Raw genomic sequence first — 17,474 nt, 5'->3', positions numbered from 1 at the left:
TTCAATGTGAGCCTATGCTTGGTTGGGAGCGATGAGTATGAAATCTCTGGATCATTATTTTCACTTGCAAAAAATCCACATGTTTTTTATAGGTCAGGGCCTGTAGGTCCTGACCTTATTTTGTTCGCGGAACAAGGAAGCCGATCGCAGTTTCCGGCGTTTCTTGAACCCTGTCGCTCAACCCTGCTCGTCGTAACGGGAGCTGTATGTCGATACCACGTTTGAAGTCTTACCTATCCATAATCGCCACGGTGCTGGTGCTGGGTCAGGCGGTGTCCGCGCAAGCGGCCGAGCTGCCTGACTTCACCCAACTGGTGGAGCAGGCTTCGCCTGCCGTGGTGAACATCAGCACCACGCAGAAACTGCCGGAGCGCAAAGTCTCGAACCAGCAGATGCCGGACCTGGAAGGCTTGCCGCCAATGCTGCGCGAGTTCTTCGAGCGCGGCATGCCGCAACAGCGCTCCCCGCGTGGTGGCGGTGGCGGTGGCGGTGGTCAGCGTGAAGCTCAGTCCCTGGGCTCGGGTTTTATCATTTCGCCTGATGGCTACATCCTCACCAACAACCATGTGATTGCCGACGCTGACGAGATCCTCGTCCGCCTGGCTGATCGCAGTGAGCTGAAAGCCAAGCTGGTCGGGACTGACCCGCGCTCTGACGTGGCCTTGCTGAAAATCGACGGTAAAGACCTGCCGGTGCTGAAACTGGGCAAATCCCAGGACCTGAAAGCCGGGCAGTGGGTGGTCGCTATCGGCTCTCCGTTTGGCTTCGACCATACCGTTACCCAAGGCATTGTCAGTGCCATCGGTCGTAGCCTGCCGAACGAAAACTACGTGCCGTTCATCCAGACCGACGTGCCGATCAACCCGGGTAATTCCGGTGGCCCGCTGTTCAACCTGGCGGGCGAAGTGGTCGGGATCAACTCGCAGATCTACACCCGCTCCGGTGGGTTCATGGGCGTGTCCTTTGCCATTCCTATCGACGTGGCCATGGACGTCTCCAACCAGCTCAAAGCCGGTGGCAAGGTCAGCCGTGGCTGGTTGGGCGTCGTCATCCAGGAAGTGAACAAAGACTTGGCTGAATCGTTCGGCCTCGACAAACCGGCCGGTGCGCTGGTCGCGCAAATCCAGGACGACGGTCCGGCTGCCAAAGGCGGTCTGCAAGTGGGCGACGTGATCCTGAGCATGAATGGTCAGCCGATCATCATGTCAGCCGACCTGCCGCATCTGGTGGGGGCCCTTAAAGCCGGCAGCAAAGCCAAGCTGGAAGTGATTCGTGACGGCAAGCGCCAGACCGTTGAGCTGACCGTTGGCGCGATTCCGGAAGAGGGCGCAACGCTGGATGCTCTGGGCAACGCCAAACCGGGCGCCGAGCGCAGCAGTAATCGCTTGGGCATTGCCGTGGTTGAGCTGAGCGAGGAGCAGAAGAAGAGCTTCGACCTCAAGAGCGGTGTTGTGATCAAGGAAGTTCAGGACGGCCCAGCTGCCTTGATCGGCCTGCAGCCGGGTGACGTGATTACCCACCTGAACAACCAGGCAATCAACTCCACCAAGGAATTCACCGACATCGCCAAGGCGTTGCCGAAGAATCGCTCGGTGTCGATGCGCGTGCTGCGTCAGGGGCGTGCAAGCTTCATCACGTTCAAGCTGGCCGAGTAACCCGCTAGCCTGCAACCCCATAAAAAGCCCCGCCTTCGGTTAACGAAGGCGGGGCTTTTTTGTGGCTGATGGGTTTAGCTCATCATCCCTTTTACCAGGCGTTCCTGTTCGATCAACTCACGCTGGCGGGCATCTATTCGCGAGGACAGCGGGAAGTTGCTGCCGGCGCGGCGCTTGGCGAAGTCCAGCTGTTGAATGGCCTGCTTGAAGTCACCGACCAAGGCAAAGTACTCGGCGCGGGCCTGATGCAGGCCGATGATGTTGCCGGACAGGCCACGTGTCTCGGCAACCTGGTACCACACATCCGGATCATCCGGACGCGATTTGAGTAGCCCGTCCAAGGCCTTTTCCGCATCGGCGATACGGTTCTGCTTGATCAGCAAGTCCACCCGCACCTGATTCAGCGGGTAGTTGCCGGGGTACTGGGTGATCATCCGATCAGTGCGTTGCTGGGCGTCGGGCAAGCGGCTATTGGCCATGTCCAACTCGATCTGTGCCAGGTTGTAGGTGATGTCGTTGGGTGCCTTGGCCAACAATGGCTGCAAGTTTTCCCGTGCCTCTTTGTACTGAGTGCCTTTGATCTGGGCGATCGCCAGACCATAACGCGCCACATCGTTTTTCGGGTTCTCGTCCAACTGCGCCTGGAAGCGTTTGGCGGCGAGGCCCGGGGTGTCTTCGTATTGCAACTGCACCCGTGCGCGAATCAGCTGATAGCGCAAACTGTCTTCCTTGCCGCCGGGTTTGGCTTGCTCGGCGCGGTTGCGGGTGTCAGCGATCCGCGATTCGGTTACCGGGTGCGTCAGCAGGAATTCAGGCGGCTTGGCGTCGAAACGGTATTGGCGCATCAGGCGCTCAAACATGGTGGGCATGGAGCGTGGGTCGTAACCGGCTTTTTCCAGGTTGAGAATGCCGATACGGTCAGCCTCCTGCTCGTTCTGTCGCGAGAACCGGCGCTGCTCCTGGATGGCTGCTGCCTGGCTGCCGGCAATCGCGGCAATCCCCGCATCGCCCGCGCCTGCTGCGGCCGCGATAATCCCGCCGAGCAACGCGGCCATCATCGGCAGTTGCATGCGCGACTGAGCTTCGACGCCCCGGGCAAAGTGGCGTTGGGACAAGTGAGCCAATTCGTGAGCGAGTACCGAGGCGTATTCACCCTCGGTCTGGGCATTAAGGAACAGGCCGCCGTTGACCCCGATAATCCCGCCCGGCGCAGCAAAGGCGTTGAGTTGCGGGCTGTTGATCAGGATGAACTCCAGGCGTCGGTCGTTGACCTGGCTGGTTTCCACCAGCTTGTACACGCTGGTTTCGACGTAATCCTTGAGTTGTGGATCATTGAGCTGCGAGACCTGGCCCCGCAGGTAAGCCAGCCAGGCACGGCCCAGTTGGTATTCCTGTTGCGGAGAGACAATGGCAGAACTGGCGTCGCCAAGTGACGGCAGGTCGTCAGCGAAGCCCGGAGAGGCCAGCAGGCAGGCCAGCGTCAGCAGGGTAGGGCGCAAAAAAGTCATGCACAGAGCCTTTCGACAAAGAGCTTACTGTAGCCGGACACTGAGCTTCGGACCAGATATTCTAAGCACCCCAATCGCTTGTCCGGAGTAAACCATGACCGACGCTGTCGCCTTTGATGCCGAACTCGATGCCAGTGGCCTCAATTGCCCGTTGCCTTTGCTCAAGGCCAAGTTGGAACTCAATCAATTGGCCAGCGGTGCCGTGCTTAAGGTCATCGCCACGGACGCTGGCTCCCAGCGCGATTTTCGGACCTTCGCCAAGTTGGCCGGGCATACTTTAGTGCACGAAGAAGACGCCGCCGGTGTGTACCGTTACTGGTTGCGCAAGGCCTGAGCCGTTTGCCCCCATCATCCGAGGTTGATTGATGTTCAAAGTGTTACGAGACTGGATTCAGCGCTACTTCTCCGACGAAGAAGCCGTGGTGCTGGCGGTCCTGCTGTTCCTGGCCTTTACGGCCGTGCTCACCTTGGGCGGGATGCTGGCGCCAGTGCTGGCCGGGATGGTGCTGGCTTACCTGATGCAGGGCCTGGTCACCACCCTGGAGCGTCTGCGCTTGCCGGGCGGCGTTGCGGTGGGCCTGGTGTTCGCCTTGTTCATGGGGTTGCTGGTGGTGTTTATCGTGGTGGTGTTGCCATTGCTCTGGCATCAGTTGATCACCCTGTTCAACGAATTGCCGGGGATGCTCGCCAAGTGGCAGTCACTGTTGCTGTTGTTGCCGGAACGCTACCCGCACCTGGTGTCGGATGAACAAGTGCTGCAAGCCATTGAAGTGGCGCGTGGCGAGATCGGAAAATTCGGGCAATGGGCGCTGACGTTTTCCCTGTCCAGCCTGCCGCTGCTGGTCAACATCATGATCTACCTGGTGCTGGTGCCGATCCTGGTGTTTTTCTTCCTCAAGGACCGCGCGATAATCGGCCGCTGGGTCAGCGGTTACCTGCCGCGTGAACGCGCGCTCATTACCCGCGTGGCCGAAGAGATGAACCGGCAGATCGCCAACTACATTCGCGGCAAAGTGATCGAGATTGTGATCTGTGGGGGCGTCACCTACATCGCATTTGTTGCGCTTGGGCTGAACTACGCGGCGCTGTTGGCGTTGCTGGTAGGCGTGTCGGTGGTGGTGCCGTATGTCGGCGCGGTGGTGGTGACGGTACCGGTGATGTTGATCGCATTGTTCCAGTGGGGCTGGAGTGACCAGTTCATCTACCTGATGGCGGTGTACGGCATTATTCAGACCCTGGATGGCAACGTACTGGTGCCGCTGCTGTTTTCCGAGGCCGTCAACCTGCACCCGGTGGCGATTATCTGTGCGGTGTTGTTGTTCGGTGGGTTGTGGGGATTCTGGGGCGTATTCTTCGCGATTCCCCTGGCGACGTTGTTCAAAGCCGTGCTGGATGCCTGGCCGCGAAAAGAGCCGGTGGTTGCGCCTTTGTTGTAACGCGTGGGGCGAACAGCCAGTGTTCGCCCCTCACGCATCAAGCCTTTTCCAGCGCCTGCGCAGCCGCCAACACGGCGTCCACATGGCCCGGCACTTTTACACCGCGCCATTCCTGACGCAGCACGCCAGCCTTGTCGATCAGGAACGTGCTGCGATCAACACCCAGGTATTCCTTGCCATACAGCTTCTTCAGCTTGATCACATCAAACAGCTGGCAAACCGCTTCGTCCTTGTCGCTGATCAGCTCAAAGGGAAATTCCTGCTTGCTCTTGAAGTTCTCGTGGGACTTCACGCTGTCACGCGAGACGCCAAACACTTCGGTGTTGGCGGCCTTGAACGCCGCGTACTGGTCGCGGAAACTCTGGCCTTCAGTGGTGCAGCCCGGGGTGCTGTCCTTCGGGTAGAAGTAAATCACCACCTGCTTGCCCTTGAGTGCAGCGAGGCTGAAGGTCTGGCCGCTGGTGGCCTGGGCTTCGAAATCGGCCACGGGTTTGTCGATGGCTACCGGCATGAGTTCTTCCTTACATTGGGTTTTGTGGGCGCCACGGCTCGATCAGCGCATCGAGGTTCAGGGCATCGGCGAAATCCAGGAACTGGTCGCGCAGCCAGCTGATCTGCACGCCGGCCGGCAAGGTCACGGTGAACGTTGCGTTGAGCATGGTGCCGCCGGTTTGTGGCGCCTGGTAGGTGTCGCAGGTCAGGTTTTCCAGCTCGACGTTATGGTCGATAAAGAACTGGCACAGCTCGTTGACGATGTCCGAGCGGTAGGCCGAGCTGACGTACGCTACATAAGGCAGGGCTTGTGGGCGGTTTTCCAGCGCAGCACTGCGCACCACGTTGACGGTGAAGTCGTGCTTCTTGGCCAGGCCCGGCAGGCCGGTTTCCAGACGCGCGAGGGCGTCCCAGGTGCCGGAAATCTGCAGCACCAGCGCACTGCACTCGCCATGGCGGGTCAGGCGCGAGGTCACAACGGCGCAGCGGTTTTCATGGCTGGCGCGGCACAGGACGTTGGTCAGCTCCATGGGGTTGGCGCCGAGGGCACTGATAACAAGGAATTGTTCGCGAACTGTGGGGGTGGACATGCAGCCTTCCTAAAACGATGAGCGGTCGATACGGTGAGGGCTGTATCGATCAAAGCATGAAGGGTAGCGAAAAGCGTCGCCAAGGGATAGGAGGTGGCGTTTTCATTGCGTGATCGGTCTGATTTCAGCGTGCTTCACGCAACGCTTTGGCTCAATGATGGCATTGCCCGTCGTTTAGTTGATCCAGAACGCATCCTCAGGCGGTACTTCGCTTGTACAAGCATCTTGGCGCCAGTACCATTACGGCTCTCTTTTTCCGGCAGGAGCGGTTGCATGATTGCGGGCAGTATGGTGGCACTGGTCACACCCATGGATGCACAAGGTCATCTCGACTGGGATAGCCTGGGCAAACTGGTGGACTTCCACCTGCAAGAGGGCACCAACGCCATTGTGGCGGTCGGCACCACAGGTGAATCGGCCACCCTTGATGTGGAAGAACACATTCAGGTGATCGAGTTCGTGGTCAAGCGCGTCGCGGGTCGTATCGCCGTGATCGCCGGTACGGGCGCCAACTCGACGCGTGAAGCGATCGAGCTGACCAAGAACGCCAAGAAAGCCGGCGCCGATGCTTGCCTGCTTGTGACCCCGTACTACAACAAGCCGACCCAGGAAGGCCTGTACCAGCACTTTCGCGCCATTGCCGAAGCCGTTGATATCCCGCAGATCCTCTACAACGTGCCCGGCCGTACTGCCTGTGACATGAAGGCCGAGACCGTGATCCGCCTGTCCACCGTACCGAACATCATCGGTATCAAGGAAGCCACCGGCGACCTGCAGCGCGCCAAGGACATCCTGGCTGGCGTAAGCAGCGACTTCCTGGTGTATTCCGGTGACGACGCCACGGCGGTCGAACTGATCCTGCTGGGTGGCAAAGGCAACATCTCGGTGACCGCCAATGTTGCCCCGCGTGCCATGAGCGACATGTGCGCCGCGGCCATCGCCGGTGATGCTGTCAAGGCGCGTGCGATCCACGAGAAGCTGATGCCGCTCAACAAAACACTCTTTATCGAATCCAACCCTATTCCCGTGAAATGGGCGCTGTTTGAAATGGGCTTGATGCCGGACGGTATCCGTCTGCCGCTCACCCGGCTCAGCGAAGCCTGTCACGAACCGCTGCGACAGGCCCTGCGCCAGTCCGGCGTCCTGGTTTAATTGAGGAAGCACTACGCATGAAGCGATTGGCCGGACTTTCCGCACTTGCCTTGATTATCTCCAGCACCAGCGGCTGCGGTTGGATTTGGGGCCCGGATGGTTACTTCCGTGACCGCGGTAGCGATTACCTGGAAGCACAAGCAACCAAACCGATGCAACTGCCGCCTGACGTCAATGTCGCCAAGCGCCTTGACCCGTTGCTGCCGATCCCGCGCAACGTCGCTGACGACACCACCAAGGGTGAGTACGTGGTGCCACGTCCACAGCCGATCTCGGCCGTGGCTGACGCCAGTGACTACAGCCTGCAGAAGAGCGGCGACAACCGCTGGATCGTCGCTCAGCGCCCACCTGCCGAAGTCTGGCCGGTGGCGGTGCAGTTTTTCCAGGACAACGGTTTCCGCATTGATCAGCAGCGTCCGCAGACCGGTGAGTTCACCACGGCGTGGCAGCACGGCAGCGAACTGTCCGCCAGCATGGCCAAGCGCCTGCAGGCCGGTGGTGTAGCCGCCGACAGCGAAGCCCGTGTGCGTGTGCGTATCGAGCCCGGCGTGCAACGCAATACCAGTGAAGTCTACGTGGTCAGCGCCGAGCGCCCGGCCGGCAGTACTGCCAACGTCGATTTCACCCCGCGTTCGGTCAACATGGGCGTTGACGCCGCGCTGGTCGACGAGATGCTGGCCAGCATGAGCCGTATCTCGGAGAAGGGCGGTTCGGTCTCCCTGCTCGCCGCCGGTAACTTTGACACGCCCAACCGCGTCAGCCTCACCGAAGACGGCAGCGGCAACGTGGTGCTGACCCTGGGTGAAGACCTCGACCGCGCCTGGGCCAGTGTTGGCCGTGCGTTGGAGCAAGGTCCTTGGCGCGTTGAAGACATCAACCGCAGCCTGGGCCTGTACTACATCAACGTGGCTGAAAAGGCCGAGAAGAAAGACGACGAGCCAAGCTTCTTCGGCAAGTTGTTCGGCAGCAAGCCGACCAAGGAAGAGATCGAGACCCGCGCCGAGCGTTACCAGGTTCGCCTGAGCAAGGTTGGCGAGAGCGTGCAAGTCACTGTCGAGAAGAACATCAACACCGTTGCGCCTGCTGAAACAGCACGCAAAGTGTTGGGCGTGATTCAGGACAACCTGGGCTGATCCGATGCGCTTTGCCGTTCTCGGCAGCGGTAGCCAAGGGAACGGCACGCTGGTCGCTCATGACGACACGTACGTGCTGGTGGATTGTGGTTTCTCCCTGCGGGAAACCGAGCGGCGCCTGCTGCGCCTGGGGGTAAACCCCGCGCAGCTGAGCGCGATTCTGGTGACCCACGAACATGCCGACCACGTGCATGGCGTGGGTTTGCTGTCTCGGCGCTACAATCTTCCGGTGTACCTGAGTCGCGGCACCTTGCGCGGGATGCGCAAACCCATAGAACCTGCAGGTTTCCTGGCCGGTGGCGAGACGCTGCAGATTGGTGCGTTGAGCATCAGTGTGATTGCCGTAGCGCATGACGCCCAGGAGCCGACGCAGTATGTATTCAGTGACGGTGAGCGGCGTTTCGGCGTGCTCACCGACCTGGGTTCCTACTGCTCAAAGGTGCTGGACGGTTACCGTGACCTGGATGCATTGATGATCGAGTCCAACCACTGCCGAGACCTGCTGGCACGTGGTCATTACCCGTACTTTCTCAAGCAACGGGTGGGCGGCGAGTTGGGACATTTGAACAACCACCAGGCGGCGTACCTGGTGTATGAGTTGGGCTGGCAAGACTTGCAACACCTGGTCCTGGCCCACCTGAGCAGCAAGAACAACCTGCCGCAGCTGGCCCGGCAATGTTTTGTCGACACCCTCGGGTGCGACCCGGACTGGCTGCAACTGGCCGATCAAGATTCAGGGCTCGACTGGCGACACATCGCCTAGCCCACCATTTAGCAAGCGGAGCCCATCATGGAAAAACGTGAAGAACTCTACCGCGGCAAAGCCAAGTCGGTGTACAAGACCGACGACGCCAACCGCCTGATCCTGCTGTTTCGTAACGACACCTCGGCGTTCGACGGCAAGCGCATCGAACAACTTGATCGCAAAGGCATGGTGAACAACAAGTTCAACGCCTTCATCATGCAGAAACTCGAAGCGGCCGGCATTCCGACCCAATTCGACAAATTGCTGGGCGACAACGAGTGCCTGGTGAAGAAGCTGGACATGATCCCGGTCGAATGCGTCGTGCGTAACTACGCCGCCGGCAGCCTGGTCAAGCGCCTGGGCGTGGAGGAGGGCCTCAAGCTCAACCCTTACACCTTCGAGCTGTTCCTGAAAGACGACGCCAAGGGCGACCCGTTCATCAACGAATCCCACGTCGTGGCATTCGGTTGGGGCACCGCTGAGCAACTGGCGCGCATGAAGGAGTTGTCCCTCAAGGTCAACGACGTGCTGAGCAAGCTGTTCGACGACGCGGGTCTGCTGCTGGTCGACTTCAAACTGGAATTCGGTGTGTTCCACGACGGCTCCATCGTCCTGGGCGACGAATTCAGCCCGGACGGCTGCCGTCTGTGGGACAAGGACACCAAGAAGAAGATGGACAAAGACCGCTTCCGCCAGGGCCTCGGTGACGTTATCGAAGCCTACGAAGAAGTCGCCAAGCGCCTCGGCGTTCCGCTTTAATCGACGCAAGCATCTGATAGAACGGAAAAAAATCGCTTTTGGGGTTTGCTTCCGCGAAACACACTGTTATGATGCGCGCCGTTGGAGAGATGCCAGAGTGGCCGAATGGGACGGATTCGAAATCCGTTGTACCTTCACCGGTACCTAGGGTTCGAATCCCTATCTCTCCGCCATTACATAGAAAAAGCCCCGTCGCTGAATAAGCGACGGGGCTTTTTTGTTTTGAAACAAAAAAAGCCCGATGAACTCAATGCTCATCGGGCTTTTTAGTGATTGCTATCTGGTCAGCCAGGCTGCGCCACCAAGCTATTACTCACATTACGCCCCAACACCAGCACCGTCACAAACCCAGCCCCCACCAGCGCTGTAGCCAAACTCAACAACACCGCGCTACCCATCTGATCAACAATCCGCCCGCCAAAGAACGAGCCCAATGCAATAATCACCTGAAACAACGCGACAAACAGTGGCATGCCGCGTTCGACGTCCTTGGGCGCGACGACGAACATCCAGATACTGGCGCACGCCGGGAAGGCGCCGAAGGCGAAGCCCCAGAGTGCGATCAGCATGGCGGCGCCGGTCATGCCGGTGGCGAAGTAGGGGAACAGCGCGGTGCTGGTGCCGATCATCAACGCGACCAGCAGCAGGGTGTGACGGACGCTGCGGTTGGCAGCGAAACCGGCAAAGACATTACCCATCACCCCGGCCACGCCATAGAGCAGTAGCAGTGAGCCAATGGTCGGGCCGTCGAAGCCGGAACTGTTTTTGAAGAAGGGCGCGACATAGGTGTATGCCGCAAAGTGCGCCAGGCCGATCAGCAAGACCGCGATCAAGCCGACCCGTGCTTGCGGGTTGATAAACAAGGCTGGCAGGTCACGGATCTGAATAGCCTTTTCCGGGGTGAGCCGTGGTAGCAGGAATACCTGCGCCAGCAGCACCGGTACGCCCACCAGTGCGGTGACCAGAAAGGTCATGCGCCAGCCCATCAGGCCACTCAGCCACGTACCCACGGGCACGCCCAGTACGGTGGCCAGGGTCACCCCCATCATGATGATCGAGGTCGCCTTCGCCACGCCCACGCCTTTGGGGGCCAGGCGGCCGCTCAGAGCGATGGCCGTTGCCCAGAAACCACCGATGCTGATACCCAGCAGCACGCGGCCGAACAGCAGCAGGTTGAAGTCGCTGGCGTAGGCCACGACCGTGTTGGCGATGATCATGATCAGCGTCAGGCCGATCAGCAGGTAGCGACGGTCCATGGCGCCAATGCTCACAGACAGCAAAGGCGCGGCGAGGGCGGCCATGATGCCGGGCAGGGTGACCATCAGGCCGGCATGACCGGCACTGATGCCGAGGTCGCTGGCGACGTCGTTGAGTACGCCCACGGGCAGAAACTCACTGGTCACCAGGGCGAAGGCACCTACGGCGACCGAGAGAATCGCCAGCCACTGCTGTTTGACACTCTGTTGATTATGTTCAGGGGGGCCGTTGGGGGCCTGGCTGACGCTTGGCATGGTGGTGGCTTCCATAGGGGAATGTCGCTTGAAATCAAGCGATGCACGGGCAGGAAAAGTGGAGGCGATTATAGGAATCGGTTTGGCTAATCACACAGGCGATCGTTTCGATAATAACCATCAGTGCAATCGATTCGACGCCCTACAGGACGATTGCGCGTTTCGTACCCTGTTCTCCAATGTCGCCTACAAGCCACGCGTTGCGCCTCTCGCGGTAACTGCCTATCGTGGTTTTGAGGCATTTTCAGGTAGAAAATCCCACACCGCAAAGGACCTGCAGCATGAGCAAAAACACCAAAAGAACCTCCGATAACATGGCCAGTCTGGCCGCTGAAACGCTCAGCAACCCCCATTCCTCAGCCATTGCCAAAAGCCTTGCCGCCTCAGCGTTGGCTCAGAGCGGTACCGATAAGCAGACAAGTGCAGAGATGGAGGAGAAGGCCGGGAAGGCGCTTCAAAGCGATCAATACAGTGGGCCAACAAAATCTCTGGCTGCCTCGGTTCTTGCCCAAGCCAATAAAGAGCGGGGGCGCTGAATGACGCGCGCCGCCATGACCTGAAAAAGCCCCGTAGCCAAACACGCTACGGGGCTTTTTCGTCGTGGGGTGCCCCGGTTTTTCTCGGCGGGCTCGCCTCTATCATTTGCGTCAGTGAATAACCCCGCGTTGTTGGGCGCGAATCGCCCAAAAGCCGGCAGTCACCCGAGGCTTAACCTGCTGGTGAAAAGGGCGCATTGTGTTGTTTGCTGGTGTACCTCCCTATCGTTACGGAGCATGACAACCATGAAGAGCCGCCCCGAACACGCCGTTGGCTACCGCGCTGCACTTTTATTCGGCGCTTGCCTGAGCGCTGCTTTGCTCGCAGGCCAAGCCTGCGCCTCCGGTGATGAGTCGGCGCCGCCCAAGCCCAATTGCCCCAAAGGCCAGGTCTGGGACACCAAGACCGCAAAGTGCGTGCTGCAAACCAGCAAAGCCACCTCAGACACCGACCGTACTGACTATGCCTACCGGCTGGCCAAAGATGGCCGCTATGACGAGGCGCTGGCCTTGCTCGATACCCTGCAAAACCCGAACACCGCCAAGGCCCTCAACTATCGCGGCTATGCCACGCGCAAACTGGGGCGTACCGATGAGGGCATCGGCTATTACCTGCAGTCGGTCGCGCTCGACCCCAACTATGCCCAGGTTCGCGAGTACCTGGGTGAGGCCTACGTGATCAAGGGCCGCATCGACTTGGCGCAAGAGCAATTGGTGAAAATCAAAGCCTTGTGCAGTACCACCTGCGAAGAGTACGAAGACCTGGCCGAAGCCATTGCTGCTGCGCCGCAGGCGTGAAACTGATGGCTGTATGTCGCCGCGACTGGCACCCGCTGTTGTTCTGGCGGCAGCACTCGGCCGAGGCCTGCGTATGGGTGATATGATATCCTTGTGCCATCATGCAGTGTGATCGTCACGGAGGATGTTATGAAGACGTTGTCGTTGCTAGGGTTGCTGGTGGTATTGGCCGTCAGCCCGATGTTCGCGGTGGCGTGCCCGAAAGGCACGCATCCGGTGGGTGGCACAGGGTCGCACCACAAGGGTGGGACTTGCCAGTAGCGTGTCCCTCGGGGCCGCGCTAGTGCTTTACAGGCCGTCGCTGGCCACTGCCAGCGACGTGCTCACCAGTTTCAATACTCGGTTACGACCCCCTTCGGCCAGTAAATAAGTACCGTCCCCCGTGCGCACAATCGACTGCGGCGCCTTCAAGAACGACAGCACCGTTTGTTGCTGTCCCTGTTTGTCGATCAGCAGCAACCTTGCCCGATGCGTCGAGTCTTCATTGACCCACAGCCCGCGTTCATCGCACATCAAAAACGTCGGTTTGTTCAGGCCCGCCAACACCACAGGGTCGCTGCCGTCGTCGGTCAGCTCACGTACCACGCCTTTTTTCTTTTCCGTGTAGAGCATTCGGCCGTCGGTGCAACGCGTAATGGATTCGCCTTCGTGCAGTTGGTCACGCACGACGGTCAGGGATTGGTCGCTCCAGCGATAACGCAATAGCCGGCCGTTGTCCTTGCGGTCTTCGATGGCGTAGAGATCGTCACCCTCGACCCACAGGCCTTGAACGTTTTCACCCCTGAACAGCTCCGTGACGACACCCTCCTTGAGAAAACTGACGGGCGCATCGCCGGTCTCCTGGCTGAACACCCAGCCGCCGTGGGTTGCGAACATGCCGTCAGGTTTGGACAGGCTGCCGACCACCACTTCGCGCTGCCCGTCGGGGTGAATACGCACGATGCTGCCTTTCGCATCGTTGAGTTCCTGGCTGATCATCAGCGAGCCGTCAGGCATAGGCATCAGCGAGGCGGCTTTGGGTACATCGGTGTGCACGGTTTGAACGCTCCAGCCCGGCGCTGCGCTGACGGGATAGAAGCTTTGCCAGGCGAAAAAGCCCAGGGTTGCCATACCCATCAAGCCGATCAGACTTAGCCCCCAGCGCAGAAATTGATGCAGGGATCCGGTGTCAGTCATGTTTATCTTCCTTGTTTATTGATCAAGCTGTCGCTCAGCGTCGCTGGGCGTCTCACGCATCTGCCGAGGGCGCGTGTTCGCCGTGATTGTGGAACCGCGCGGCATAGTCCTGGCCACCGAAAGGCAGGCCGAGGATCGACACCGTGGGCGTTTCGGCGGCCACACTGAGCGCAATGGCCGTGATGTGTCGGTAATGGGTGATGCACAACGTGGGTAGCAGGTCGTCACGACGGGGCCGCGCAAGGGAAACACGCAAAGGCTTGCGCAGTAGCTGATGATGTTGTCAACAAAGCGCGCCGCTACGACGGGGGATTCGGTTTCGCTGATGTCGCCCTCGAGGGCGTCAAGCTGGGCTAACGCCTCAGGCGCAAAGGCTAGCGAATGACTCACGGTTTTTCGGTACTTTTTCGCTGACGGTTGGCCGCCAGATGTTCGCGAACCTGCTCGGCGGACAGTGCCCGGCCAGGGGCGGCCGTGAGCGCGGCGGCCGCTGGAATCACCTGGTCGCGCAACCCGTCCGCCATTGCGCGGTCACGTGCCAGCAGGACCCCCAGGCCGTCGCGGATGACTTCACTCTCGGTCGCGTACTCACCGGCAGCCACCTTGGCTTTGACCAGGGCGGCCATCTCGAGTGGCACCGTAATGCTCATTTGCTGAGTTGAGCGCATGTCGACGTGCGCAGGGGTTGAGTCGGATTCAATCCTGCTGGACCGTTGGCGTGTTGCAAGAAGGCACTGACCGATGTCGCTCAGTGGCGTCGCGTCGTCGTTCCAAAAAGAAGGTGTGGTCTGGCGGGTTTCCATGAGCGTCTTTGTCTCCCGTTGAGTAGGTCAGCTCGAAAGTATTGACGCTTTTTGCTGACTGCGTGGCGCCAGCGCGCGAATAACCCACTGATATGTATGACTTCATATTTTTAGCAGGGTTATTAATCCACCCCGGCCCCGTCACGCATGGCGCCCCATCACCGCGCATACGATAATGCCCCTCAAATCGACCACACTGGCCTTCCCGTGAACATCAACTTCGACCTCAACGACCTCCAAGCTTTCCGCGCCGTGGTGGACAAGGGCAGTTTTCGGGGGGCCGCCGAGGCCATCCGTATCTCACAACCGGCCCTCAGCCGGCGTATCGAAAAGCTGGAGTCCGCCCTCGATGTAAAGTTGTTCGAACGCACCACGCGGCGGGTCAGCCTGACCATGGTCGGGCGAGCGTTCCTGCCCCAGGTGGAGCGCATACTCGACGACCTTGATATCGCCTTGATGGGCATCAGTAACGTCGCGTCTACGCGCATGGGTAACGTCACCATCGCCTGTGTGCCGTCCACCGCTTACTACTTCATGCCCCACGTAATCTCCGAATACCACAAGCTGTACCCGAAGATTCGCCTGCGGGTGCTGGACGCCAGTGCCGGTGAGGTGTGCCACGCGGTGGAAAGTGGCGAGGCAGATTTCGGCGTGAGTTTCAGTGGCAGCCTGGCCGACGAGGTCGAGTTCGAGCTGCTGTTTCAGGAGCGCTATGTGCTGGCCTGTCGCCGTGATCATCCGTTGGCCGAGCGCACGAGCGTGACCTGGACCGAGGCTTACGAGCACGACTACATCACCGTGGACAAAACCTCGGGCAACCGCTTTCTGCTGGACCAGGCCTTGCGGGGTGTGCGCGTGAAAAAGCCAAGTATTTGCGAGACCCACCACGTGACCACGATGATCGGGCTGGTGGAGGCGGGGTTGGGCGTGGCAATGGTGCCGTCGATTGCGATGCCGTCGGGCACCCACCCCATCCTGGTGAGTGTGCCGCTGGTCGAGCCGCAGGTGATGCGCCATGTGGGCTTGATAAAACGCCGCGGGCGGACCTTGCCGCCAGCGGCGCTGGAGTTGGAACGGTTGGTGCGGGAGATGCCGTTCCGGTCAGTGTGATACCGAGTCCAGGCCGGTGGATTGCACCACCGGTTGCGCCTCGGGCGAGGCCAGGTAGCGCAGCAATGCCTTGGCCTGGGCCGGGTGCTCGGCGTTGACCGGAATGCCGGCGGCAAAGCGCGTCACCGACTGCACGTTTTCCGGGATCTTGCCGACGAAGGTCACGCCCGGCACCGGCAACAATTCCGCCACCTGCTGCAAGCCCACTTCGTAATCACCCTTGGCCACCTGTTCGGCCACCGGGAGGCGTTCGATCATCGTGCCTTTGGCCGGCATGCCGAGCTTTTTGAACAGCTCCTTCTCGACATACACACCGCTGGCGCTGTCCGAGTACGCCACGGACTTGGCCTTGCTCAGCACCGCTTTCAACTCGGCATCGGTGCCGATTGCAGGCTTGGCTGCGCCTTCCTTCACCACCAGGCCAATCCGCGAGTCCGCCAGTTCGACGCGGGACGCGGGGTCGACCTTGCCCTGTTTGATCAAGTCATCCAGGGCATACCCGACCATGATCACCACGTCGGCATGTTCGCCACGGGCCAGGCGGTTGGGAATCGCTTCCGGCGCCTTGCCCATTGAGGGGCCGAGGATGGTGTCCAGGGTGTCACCGCTTTGCTGGGCGTATTGCGGGCCGAGCAATTTATACGCGGCGGTGAAGCCACCGGAGGTCATCACTTTGAGTTGTTCGGCGTGTGCCGTCAGCGCCAGGGCGCTGAGGGCCAGGGCGGTCAGGGTTTTGAATAATGGCTTCATTACACAGCCCCCTGCATCAGTTGCCCACGGGGGTTGGCGCGACGGTACAACGCGAGGGTCGAGCACAAGGCGCACAGTGCGGCAAACATCATCCAGTAGGCCGGCGAAGCCTTGTCTCCGGTGATGTGAATGAACCAGGTGGAGATCGCCGGGGTGAAACCACCAAAGATCGCCGTCGCCAGGCTATAGGCCAGGGAGAAGCCCGCCACGCGCACTTCCACCGGCATGATTTCGGTCAGGGCCGGAATCATCGCGCCGTTGTACATGCCGTACAGGAACGAGAACCACAGCAGGGTTTCCAGCATATGCGCGAAGCTTGGCGCGTTGACCACGAACGACAGCGCCGGGTACGCGGTGATAACGGTCAGGGCGGTCATTGCCAACAGCACCGGCTTGCGACCGAAGCGGTCGCTCAGGGTGCCGCCGATCGGCAGCCAGACAAAGTTCGACACCGCGACCAGCAACGTCACCAGCAGTGCATCGGAGGTGCTCAGTTGCAGCACGGTTTTGCCGAAGGTCGGCGCATACACGGTGATCAGGTAGAACGCGGTGGTGGTCATGGCCACCATCAGCATGCCGCCGATGACCATGGTCCAGTTTTTCACCAGAGTGGCCATCACTTCGCGCATGGTCGGGCGATGTTTGCGGTTGGCGAACTCTTCGGTTTCCTGCAGGTTACGACGCAGCACGAAGATGAACGGGATGATCACGCAGCCGATGGCGAACGGAATGCGCCAGCCCCAATCGGCCACCACGGCCGGTTGCATCCAGACGTTCAGGCCATAGCCCAATGCGGCGGCGACCACGATGGAGATCTGTTGGCTGCCTGATTGCCAGCTGGTGTAGAAGCCTTTGCGGCCCGGCGTGGCCATTTCGGAGAGGTAAACCGATACACCCCCCAGCTCTGCACCCGCAGAGAAGCCTTGCAGCAAGCGGCCCACCAACACCAGCAAGGGTGCCCACAGACCGATGGTTTGATAACTCGGCACCAGCACGATCAGCAAGGTCCCGCTGGCCATGATCGACAGCGTCACGATCAAGCCTTTGCGGCGACCCACGTCGTCGATGTAGGCACCCAAAATGATCGCGCCCAGTGGACGCATCAGGAAGCCTGCACCGAAGACGGCGAAGGTCATCATTAATGACGCAAACTCATTGGCGGCGGGGAAGAACGCGGCAGCGATATAGGTGGCGTAGAAACCGAACAGAAAGAAGTCAAACTGTTCGAGGAAGTTGCCCGAAGTAACGCGGAATACCGCACCAACTTTCGAGCGGGCAGAGTCGGGCCGGGAAGGGCTAGTCATGGTTTTGTGTCTCCAG

The 17,474-nt window shown here is 60.0% G+C and carries 20 protein-coding genes and 1 tRNA gene; 12 read left to right on the top strand and 9 right to left on the bottom strand.

Annotated elements, in window-relative coordinates; translation table 11 throughout:
* The first annotated feature begins 206 nt into the window (after positions 1-206).
* Positions 207-1,655, top strand: coding sequence for a DegQ family serine endoprotease (locus tag JFT85_RS08675; protein ID WP_073637172.1), 1,449 nt, complete (start codon positions 207-209; stop codon positions 1,653-1,655).
* Positions 1,656-1,729: 74 nt separating this feature from the next.
* Here the strand turns inward: JFT85_RS08675 and JFT85_RS08670 are convergent, their stop codons facing one another.
* A complete protein-coding gene (locus tag JFT85_RS08670; RefSeq protein ID WP_053254899.1) occupies positions 1,730-3,163 on the bottom strand; it encodes a M48 family metalloprotease in 1,434 nt (477 codons plus the stop codon).
* A gap of 94 nt (positions 3,164-3,257) precedes the next feature.
* Here JFT85_RS08670 and JFT85_RS08665 point away from each other — a divergent pair, with 94 nt between their 5' ends.
* A complete protein-coding gene (locus tag JFT85_RS08665; protein WP_053254900.1) occupies positions 3,258-3,497 on the top strand; it encodes a sulfurtransferase TusA family protein in 240 nt (79 codons plus the stop codon).
* 31 nt (positions 3,498-3,528) lie between these two features.
* Positions 3,529-4,599, top strand: a complete 1,071-nt coding sequence (locus JFT85_RS08660; RefSeq protein ID WP_053254901.1) for an AI-2E family transporter — start codon at positions 3,529-3,531, stop codon at positions 4,597-4,599.
* 37 nt (positions 4,600-4,636) lie between these two features.
* On the opposite strand, the gene JFT85_RS08655 is transcribed toward JFT85_RS08660, so the two are convergent.
* Together JFT85_RS08655 and JFT85_RS08650 are read right to left on the bottom strand one after the other, a co-directional pair.
* Entirely contained in the window at positions 4,637-5,110 is a 474-nt protein-coding gene (locus JFT85_RS08655; protein WP_201229681.1) for a peroxiredoxin, read from the bottom strand.
* Between the two features lie 10 nt (positions 5,111-5,120).
* Positions 5,121-5,681, bottom strand: coding sequence for a glycine cleavage system protein R (locus JFT85_RS08650; protein ID WP_003172487.1), 561 nt, complete (start codon positions 5,679-5,681; stop codon positions 5,121-5,123).
* 273 nt (positions 5,682-5,954) lie between these two features.
* Between JFT85_RS08650 and dapA the strand changes: the two genes are divergently transcribed.
* From dapA to JFT85_RS08625, 5 genes are all read left to right on the top strand, one after another.
* A complete protein-coding gene (gene dapA / locus JFT85_RS08645; RefSeq protein WP_053254903.1) occupies positions 5,955-6,833 on the top strand; it encodes a 4-hydroxy-tetrahydrodipicolinate synthase in 879 nt (292 codons plus the stop codon).
* Positions 6,834-6,850: 17 nt separating this feature from the next.
* Positions 6,851-7,966, top strand: a complete 1,116-nt coding sequence (gene bamC, locus JFT85_RS08640; protein ID WP_201229680.1) for an outer membrane protein assembly factor BamC — start codon at positions 6,851-6,853, stop codon at positions 7,964-7,966.
* Positions 7,967-7,970: 4 nt separating this feature from the next.
* Entirely contained in the window at positions 7,971-8,729 is a 759-nt protein-coding gene (locus JFT85_RS08635) for an MBL fold metallo-hydrolase (RefSeq protein ID WP_069552938.1), read from the top strand.
* Between the two features lie 27 nt (positions 8,730-8,756).
* Complete coding sequence (purC, locus tag JFT85_RS08630) at positions 8,757-9,470, top strand: phosphoribosylaminoimidazolesuccinocarboxamide synthase (protein ID WP_027604309.1); 714 nt, start codon at positions 8,757-8,759, stop codon at positions 9,468-9,470.
* A gap of 83 nt (positions 9,471-9,553) precedes the next feature.
* Positions 9,554-9,643: transfer RNA gene (locus tag JFT85_RS08625), tRNA-Ser, on the top strand.
* Positions 9,644-9,754: 111 nt separating this feature from the next.
* Here JFT85_RS08625 and JFT85_RS08620 read toward each other — a convergent pair.
* Entirely contained in the window at positions 9,755-10,981 is a 1,227-nt protein-coding gene (locus JFT85_RS08620; protein WP_078827885.1) for an MFS transporter, read from the bottom strand.
* A 281-nt stretch (positions 10,982-11,262) separates the two neighbouring features.
* On the opposite strand from JFT85_RS08620, the gene JFT85_RS08615 reads away from it, so the two are divergent.
* The 3 genes from JFT85_RS08615 (at position 11,263) to JFT85_RS28555 (ending at position 12,576) form a co-directional block, all read left to right on the top strand.
* A complete protein-coding gene (locus tag JFT85_RS08615) occupies positions 11,263-11,517 on the top strand; it encodes a hypothetical protein (protein WP_069552939.1) in 255 nt (84 codons plus the stop codon).
* A 246-nt stretch (positions 11,518-11,763) separates the two neighbouring features.
* The gene (locus tag JFT85_RS08610) at positions 11,764-12,315 is read left to right on the top strand and encodes a tetratricopeptide repeat protein (RefSeq protein WP_167422748.1); all 552 of its coding nucleotides are present in this window, start codon (positions 11,764-11,766) and stop codon (positions 12,313-12,315) included.
* Positions 12,316-12,444: 129 nt separating this feature from the next.
* Positions 12,445-12,576, top strand: coding sequence for a hypothetical protein (locus JFT85_RS28555; protein WP_255311511.1), 132 nt, complete (start codon positions 12,445-12,447; stop codon positions 12,574-12,576).
* A gap of 27 nt (positions 12,577-12,603) precedes the next feature.
* Here JFT85_RS28555 and JFT85_RS08605 read toward each other — a convergent pair whose 3' ends face one another.
* The 3 genes from JFT85_RS08605 to JFT85_RS08595 form a co-directional block, all read right to left on the bottom strand.
* Positions 12,604-13,431, bottom strand: coding sequence for a hypothetical protein (locus JFT85_RS08605; RefSeq protein WP_371850827.1), 828 nt, complete (start codon positions 13,429-13,431; stop codon positions 12,604-12,606).
* Between the two features lie 112 nt (positions 13,432-13,543).
* Entirely contained in the window at positions 13,544-13,747 is a 204-nt protein-coding gene (locus JFT85_RS28455) for a hypothetical protein (RefSeq protein ID WP_242486526.1), read from the bottom strand.
* 130 nt (positions 13,748-13,877) lie between these two features.
* A complete protein-coding gene (locus tag JFT85_RS08595; protein ID WP_232005386.1) occupies positions 13,878-14,129 on the bottom strand; it encodes a type II toxin-antitoxin system ParD family antitoxin in 252 nt (83 codons plus the stop codon).
* A gap of 372 nt (positions 14,130-14,501) precedes the next feature.
* Here JFT85_RS08595 and JFT85_RS08590 point away from each other — a divergent pair, with 372 nt between their 5' ends.
* On the top strand, positions 14,502-15,404 hold the full coding sequence (locus tag JFT85_RS08590; protein ID WP_053254978.1) for a LysR family transcriptional regulator: 903 nt from the start codon (positions 14,502-14,504) through the stop codon (positions 15,402-15,404).
* Here the strand turns inward: JFT85_RS08590 and JFT85_RS08585 are convergent.
* Together JFT85_RS08585 and tcuC are read right to left on the bottom strand one after the other, a co-directional pair.
* Positions 15,396-16,154: a substrate-binding domain-containing protein gene (locus JFT85_RS08585; protein ID WP_053254979.1), complete on the bottom strand. Its 759-nt coding sequence runs from the start codon at positions 16,152-16,154 to the stop codon at positions 15,396-15,398. The genes JFT85_RS08590 and JFT85_RS08585 overlap by 9 nt on opposite strands.
* Positions 16,154-17,458, bottom strand: coding sequence for an MFS transporter (gene tcuC / locus JFT85_RS08580; protein ID WP_053254980.1), 1,305 nt, complete (start codon positions 17,456-17,458; stop codon positions 16,154-16,156). Before tcuC ends, JFT85_RS08585 begins: the two co-directional genes overlap by 1 nt.
* Positions 17,459-17,474: the final 16 nt, after the last annotated feature.

It is taken from the genome of Pseudomonas sp. TH04 (assembly GCF_016651355.1).
Classification (GTDB): domain Bacteria; phylum Pseudomonadota; class Gammaproteobacteria; order Pseudomonadales; family Pseudomonadaceae; genus Aquipseudomonas; species Aquipseudomonas fluorescens.
This window is presented reverse-complemented; position numbering and strand designations above follow the sequence as displayed.

Excerpts from the sequence above, each read along its gene's own strand:
- JFT85_RS08675 (WP_073637172.1), top strand. The coding sequence starts at position 207 with ATGTCGATACCACGTTTGAAGTCTTACCTATCCATAATCGCCACGGTG.
- JFT85_RS08670 (WP_053254899.1), bottom strand. The coding sequence starts at position 3,163 with ATGACTTTTTTGCGCCCTACCCTGCTGACGCTGGCCTGCCTGCTGGCC.
- JFT85_RS08665 (WP_053254900.1), top strand. The coding sequence starts at position 3,258 with ATGACCGACGCTGTCGCCTTTGATGCCGAACTCGATGCCAGTGGCCTC.
- JFT85_RS08660 (WP_053254901.1), top strand. The coding sequence starts at position 3,529 with ATGTTCAAAGTGTTACGAGACTGGATTCAGCGCTACTTCTCCGACGAA.
- JFT85_RS08655 (WP_201229681.1), bottom strand. The coding sequence starts at position 5,110 with ATGCCGGTAGCCATCGACAAACCCGTGGCCGATTTCGAAGCCCAGGCC.
- JFT85_RS08650 (WP_003172487.1), bottom strand. The coding sequence starts at position 5,681 with ATGTCCACCCCCACAGTTCGCGAACAATTCCTTGTTATCAGTGCCCTC.
- dapA (WP_053254903.1), top strand. The coding sequence starts at position 5,955 with ATGATTGCGGGCAGTATGGTGGCACTGGTCACACCCATGGATGCACAA.
- bamC (WP_201229680.1), top strand. The coding sequence starts at position 6,851 with ATGAAGCGATTGGCCGGACTTTCCGCACTTGCCTTGATTATCTCCAGC.
- JFT85_RS08635 (WP_069552938.1), top strand. The coding sequence starts at position 7,971 with ATGCGCTTTGCCGTTCTCGGCAGCGGTAGCCAAGGGAACGGCACGCTG.
- purC (WP_027604309.1), top strand. The coding sequence starts at position 8,757 with ATGGAAAAACGTGAAGAACTCTACCGCGGCAAAGCCAAGTCGGTGTAC.
- JFT85_RS08620 (WP_078827885.1), bottom strand. The coding sequence starts at position 10,981 with ATGCCAAGCGTCAGCCAGGCCCCCAACGGCCCCCCTGAACATAATCAA.
- JFT85_RS08615 (WP_069552939.1), top strand. The coding sequence starts at position 11,263 with ATGAGCAAAAACACCAAAAGAACCTCCGATAACATGGCCAGTCTGGCC.
- JFT85_RS08610 (WP_167422748.1), top strand. The coding sequence starts at position 11,764 with ATGAAGAGCCGCCCCGAACACGCCGTTGGCTACCGCGCTGCACTTTTA.
- JFT85_RS28555 (WP_255311511.1), top strand. The coding sequence starts at position 12,445 with ATGAAGACGTTGTCGTTGCTAGGGTTGCTGGTGGTATTGGCCGTCAGC.
- JFT85_RS08605 (WP_371850827.1), bottom strand. The coding sequence starts at position 13,431 with ATGGGTATGGCAACCCTGGGCTTTTTCGCCTGGCAAAGCTTCTATCCC.
- JFT85_RS08585 (WP_053254979.1), bottom strand. The coding sequence starts at position 16,154 with ATGAAGCCATTATTCAAAACCCTGACCGCCCTGGCCCTCAGCGCCCTG.
- tcuC (WP_053254980.1), bottom strand. The coding sequence starts at position 17,458 with ATGACTAGCCCTTCCCGGCCCGACTCTGCCCGCTCGAAAGTTGGTGCG.